Annotated in this window: 3 protein-coding genes; all 3 read left to right on the top strand. The window is 69.5% G+C overall.

Translation table 11 applies throughout. The annotated features are described in order from the left end of the window. Positions 1 to 10 precede the first annotated feature (10 nt). The 3 genes from dsrO to AS93_RS0118215 are packed head-to-tail and all read left to right on the top strand — an operon-like array spanning position 11 to position 4,874. A complete protein-coding gene (gene dsrO / locus AS93_RS0118205; RefSeq protein WP_081798359.1) occupies positions 11 to 694 on the top strand; it encodes a sulfate reduction electron transfer complex DsrMKJOP subunit DsrO in 684 nt (227 codons plus the stop codon). Between the two features lie 10 nt (positions 695 to 704). Beyond that, entirely contained in the window at positions 705 to 1,742 is a 1,038-nt protein-coding gene (gene nrfD, locus AS93_RS0118210; protein ID WP_027591908.1) for an NrfD/PsrC family molybdoenzyme membrane anchor subunit, read from the top strand. Between the two features lie 15 nt (positions 1,743 to 1,757). Continuing rightward, on the top strand, positions 1,758 to 4,874 hold the full coding sequence (locus AS93_RS0118215; RefSeq protein ID WP_027591909.1) for a tetrathionate reductase subunit A: 3,117 nt from the start codon (positions 1,758 to 1,760) through the stop codon (positions 4,872 to 4,874). Positions 4,875 to 4,902 lie beyond the last annotated feature (28 nt).

Here is a 4,902-nt window from a genome sequence, read left to right on the forward strand (position 1 = left end):
CGCCGCCACGCTGCTGCCCCTGGCCGGCGCCGCCCAGGCCGGGATCGGCGACCAGCCGCCCCGGCGTCCGGGCATCGAGGGCAAGCGTTACGGCATGCTGGTCGACCTGCGCAAATGCATCGGCTGCCAGGCCTGCACGGTGAGCTGTTCGGTGGAGAACCTGCCGCCGATCGGCCAGTTCCGCACCACGGTGCTGCAGTACGAGGTCACCGAGACCCCGGACGCGCCCTCGGCGCTGATCAACCTGCCGCGCCTGTGCAACCACTGCGACGAGCCGCCGTGCGTACCGGTCTGCCCGGTGCAGGCCACCTTCCAGCGCACCGACGGCATCGTGCTGGTCGACAACGAACGCTGCGTGGGCTGCGGCTACTGCGTGCAGGCCTGCCCGTACGACGCTCGCTTCATCAACCACGAGACGCAGACCGCCGACAAGTGCACCTTCTGCGAGCACCGCCTGGAGGCCGGGCTGCTGCCGGCCTGCGTGGAAAGCTGTGTGGGCGGCGCGCGAGTGATCGGCGATCTGAACGATCCGCAGAGCGAGATTTCCCGCCGTATGGATGCCCACAAGGACGAGATCCGCGTTCTCAAGCCGGGCATGAACACCGACCCGCACGTGTACTACATCGGCCTACCCGAGGCCTTCGTCAACGAAGTGGACGGCCAGGCGGGTATCCGTCTGATCGCCAAGCACTGAGGAAGTCGCCATGCAGATCGTCGAGCTTCTGACTCCTGACTACGAAGCCGCCTGGTTGCCCTGGGCGGTGCAGTACTTCTTCTTCATCGGCATCGCCGCCACCACGGCGCTCACTGCAGCGGCCCTGGCCTTCGGCAAGCCCGGCTCGCTGTCGGCGCGCCTGCTGCCGGCAGCCGTGGTGGTGCTGCTGGTCACCGCCATCGCCGCGCCGGTCTCGCTGCTGGCCGACCTGCACCAGCCGGGGCGCTTCTGGCACTTCTACGCGCATTTCACACCCTGGTCGTGGATGTCCATCGGAGCCTACCTGCTGCCGCTGTTCGTCATGCTGGCCCTGGGTTTCTGCCTGCTCTGGTGGCTGCGCCGCGAGCGCCTGCTGCGCCTGACCGGCCTGGCCATGGCGCTGCTGGCGGTGAGCATCCTGGTGTACACCGGCGCCGAGGTGATGGTGGTGCGCGCCCGGCCGCTGTGGAACACGCTGCTGCTGCCGTGGAACTTCGCCGTCACCGGCTGGCTGGCCGCGCTGGGCGCCATGCTGCTGGTCGGCCGCTGGCTGCCGGGCGGTCTGGGTGCCATGCCGATGGAGCTGCTGCGTCGCCTGGGCATCAGCGCGCTGGTGCTGGTGGTGCTCGGCGTGCTGGTCTGGGTGGCTACCGGCAGCCTGGGGCTGGATCCCTCGTTCCCGGCGGCGCTGCGCCTGTTCGAGGATTTCCCGGTGTGGCGCCTGAGCCTGCTCGGCGCGGTGCTGAGTGGTGTGCTGATGCTGGTCATGCTGGCCCGGCCCGCGGCTCGCCTGGGCGGCGCGGGTTACTCGCTGCTGGTGGCGCTGGTCATGCTCGGCTCGGCGTGGGTGTTCCGCTGGGTGGTGTTCATGAGCGTGCAGGGCGTACCCAAGTACGGTGCGGGCCTTTACCTGTACAGCATGCCGCTGGGCGGCGACGGGTTGCTGGGCATCCTCGGCATGTTCGGGCTGTGCCTGGCACTGCTGGTCGCCGTGGTGTTCGTGCTGGAACGTTTTCCGTCTTTCAACCCGGCCCGGGCCGGTCACTGATCAGGAGTCGATGACATGACCGACAAGACCAAGCAACAGGACACGCTCGAAGATGCCGGCCGGCGCAAGCTGATGGCCCAGGGCGCCGCCGTAGCGGGCGGCCTGGCGGTGTTTGCCGCCGGCTACAGCGAAACCGTCGGCCGGGCGGTGACCGGGTTGGTGCACGGCACCGCCGGCACGCCGACCGCCGACGCCGTGCGCGGCAATTCGCTGACCCCGGAATTTCGCATCGATCCGCTGAGCGGTGCGCTGTCCACTCAGCCCGGCCAGACGGTCAGCCCGTCGGTGTGCCTGGGTTGCTGGACCCAGTGCGGCATCCGCGTGCGGGTGGACAACGAGGCCAACCGCATCCTGCGCGTGGCCGGCAATCCCTACCACCCGTTGGCCACCACCCAGCCGGCGGACATGCGCACGCCGGTGCGCGATGTGTACAGCGCGCTGGGCGGCGATGCCGGCATTGAAGGCCGCGCTACCGCCTGCGGCCGCGGCGCGGCGATGTTCGAGCAACTCACCAGCCCCTATCGCGTCCTGCAGCCGCTCAAGCGCGTTGGCAAGCGCGGCGAGGGCAAGTGGCAGACGATTTCCTTCGAGCAACTGGTCGAGGAAATCTGCGAGGGTGGCGACCTGTTCGGCGAAGGCCATGTGGACGGGCTGCGCGCGATCTTCGACCGGGATACCCTGATCGACCCGGCCAACCCGGAATACGGCCCGCTGACCAACCAGCTGCTGTTCACCGATGCCGGCAACGAAGGCCGCACGCCGTTCGTGCGCCGCTTTACCCAGCAATCCTTCGGCAGCGTGAACTTCTCCAACCACGGTTCCTACTGCGGTCAGACGCATCGCGTGGGCACCGCCGCCGCGCTCGGCGACCTGCCGGGCATGCCCCACGGCAAGCCGGACTGGGACAACGCCCGCTTCGGCCTGTTCATCGGCACCGCGCCGGCCCAGGCCGGCAACCCGTTCCAGCGTCAGGGCCGGCAGCTGGCCGAGGCGCGCACCCGCACCGACAAGCCGGTGTTCGAGTACGTGGTGGTCTCGCCGACCCTGCCGGCCACCTCCAACGTGCTCAGCGACGGCAGCGAGTGGCTGGCGGTCAAGCCGGCCGGCGACCTGGCGCTGGTGATGGGCATGATTCGCTGGATCCTCGACAACCGCCGCTACGACGCCGGCATGCTGGCCCAGCCCGGGCCGGCGGCCATGCAGGCGGCGGGCGAAGCGTCCTGGAGCAACGCCACCCACCTGCTGGTGGACGAGCCCGAACACCCGCGCTTCGGCACCTTCCTGCGGGGTGCCGACCTGGGCTGGAGCGATGCCGAAGCCTATGTGGTGCAGCGCGCCGACGGCGAGCTGGCTGCGCACACCCAGGCCGAACCGGCCGAGCTGTTCGTGGAGCGCATGGTGACCCTGGATGGCCAGCCGGTGCGGGTCAGCAGCGCGCTGAGCCGCTTGCGCGCCGAAGCGCGACGCATGGGGCTGGAGGAGTACGCCCGCGAATCCGGCGTGTCGGTGGAGAAGATCACCGCGCTGGCCGAACGCTTCACTCGCTACGGCAAGCAGGCGGTGGCCAACTCCCACGGCGGCACCATGAGCGGCGCCGGTTTCTACACCGCCTATGCCGTCGGCATGCTCAACACCCTGATCGGCAACCTCAACGTCAAGGGCGGCCTGGTGGTCGACGCCGGCCAGTTCCCGCCGTTCGGCCCGGGGCCGCGTTACAACATCGGCGGCTTCGCCGGCAAGGTGGACCCCAAGGGCGTGGCGCTGTCGCGCCACCGCTTCCCCTACGAGAAGAGCAGCGAATACCGCCGCAAGAAGGAAGCGGGCCAGTCGCCGTATCCGGCCAGCGCGCCCTGGTATCCGGCGGTCGGCGGGCTGAGTTCGGAGATGATCGCCGCCGCCCTGGACGGCTACCCGTACCGCGCCAAGGTGTGGATCAACCACATGGGCAACCAGGTGTACGGCATCGCCGGCTGGCGGCACGTCATCGAGGAGCGCCTGCGCGACCCGAAGTTGATTCCGCTGAGCATCGCGGTCAACCCGTTCATCAACGAAACCAGCGCGCTGGCCGACTACATCGTGCCGGACACCCTCACCTACGAGAGCTGGGGCGTCTCGGCGCCCTGGAACGGCGTGGTGGCCAAGGCCTCCAGTGTGCGCTGGCCGGTGGTCGAGCCGCGGGTGGCGAAGACGGCCGAGGGCGAGCCGATCAGCCTGGAGAGTTTCCTGATCGCCACCGCCAAGCGCCTCGGCATGCCGGGCTTCGGCACCGGGGCGATCCGCGACGCCGAAGGCAACCGCTACGACCTGAACAGCGCCGCCGACTTCTACCTGCGCGGCTTTGCCAACATCGCCTACGCCGGCGGTCAGGCGGTGCCCGAAGCCAGCGACGACGATCTGGCGCTGACCGGCGTGCAACGCTTCGCCGAGCCTCTGCAGCACGCCCTCAAGCCCGAGGAATGGCGGCGCGTGGCGCTGCTGATGAGCCGGGGCGGTCGCTTCGCGCGCATCGAGGAGGCCTGGAATGACAAGGGTCAGCTGCGCCAGGGCTACGCCAAGCCGCAACAGGTCTGGTACGAGGACCTGGCCAAGATGCGCCATTCGCTGACCGGCGAGCGCTACAGCGGCTGCCCGACCTGGTACCCGGTGCGCATGGCTGACGGCCGCTCCATGCGGGAGCTGTATGACGAAGACCAGTGGCCGATGCTGATGATCTCCTTCAAGTCGCACCTGATGAGCGCCTACTCAATCGGTGCCGACCGGCTGCGCCAGGTGCACCCGCACAATCCGGTGTACCTGCACCGCGACGATGCGGCACGCCTGGGGATTGGCCATGGCGACACGGTGCGCCTGGTGACGCCGGGTGGCGCGCGGGAAGGGGTGGCGCTGGTGCGCGACGGGCTGATGCCCGGCACTATCGCCGTGGAGCATGGCTACGGCCACACCGAGCTGGGCGCACGTGCCCATCAGGTGGATGGCCTGCCGATGCCGCACAACCCGGCCCTGGGTGCGGGTGTGAACCTCAACGACCTGGGCTTCGCCGACCCGACGCGTGCGGACCGCAATGTGTGGATCGACTGGGTCTCCGGGGCGGCGGTGCGCCAGGGCCTGCCGGCGCGCATCGAGCGCGCCTGATCCAGGTCGCGCCGCCCGGCTCACGGGC

The organism is Pseudomonas sp. RL, from assembly GCF_000647775.1.
In the GTDB taxonomy this organism is placed as follows: Bacteria; Pseudomonadota; Gammaproteobacteria; order Pseudomonadales; family Pseudomonadaceae; genus Serpens; species Serpens flexibilis.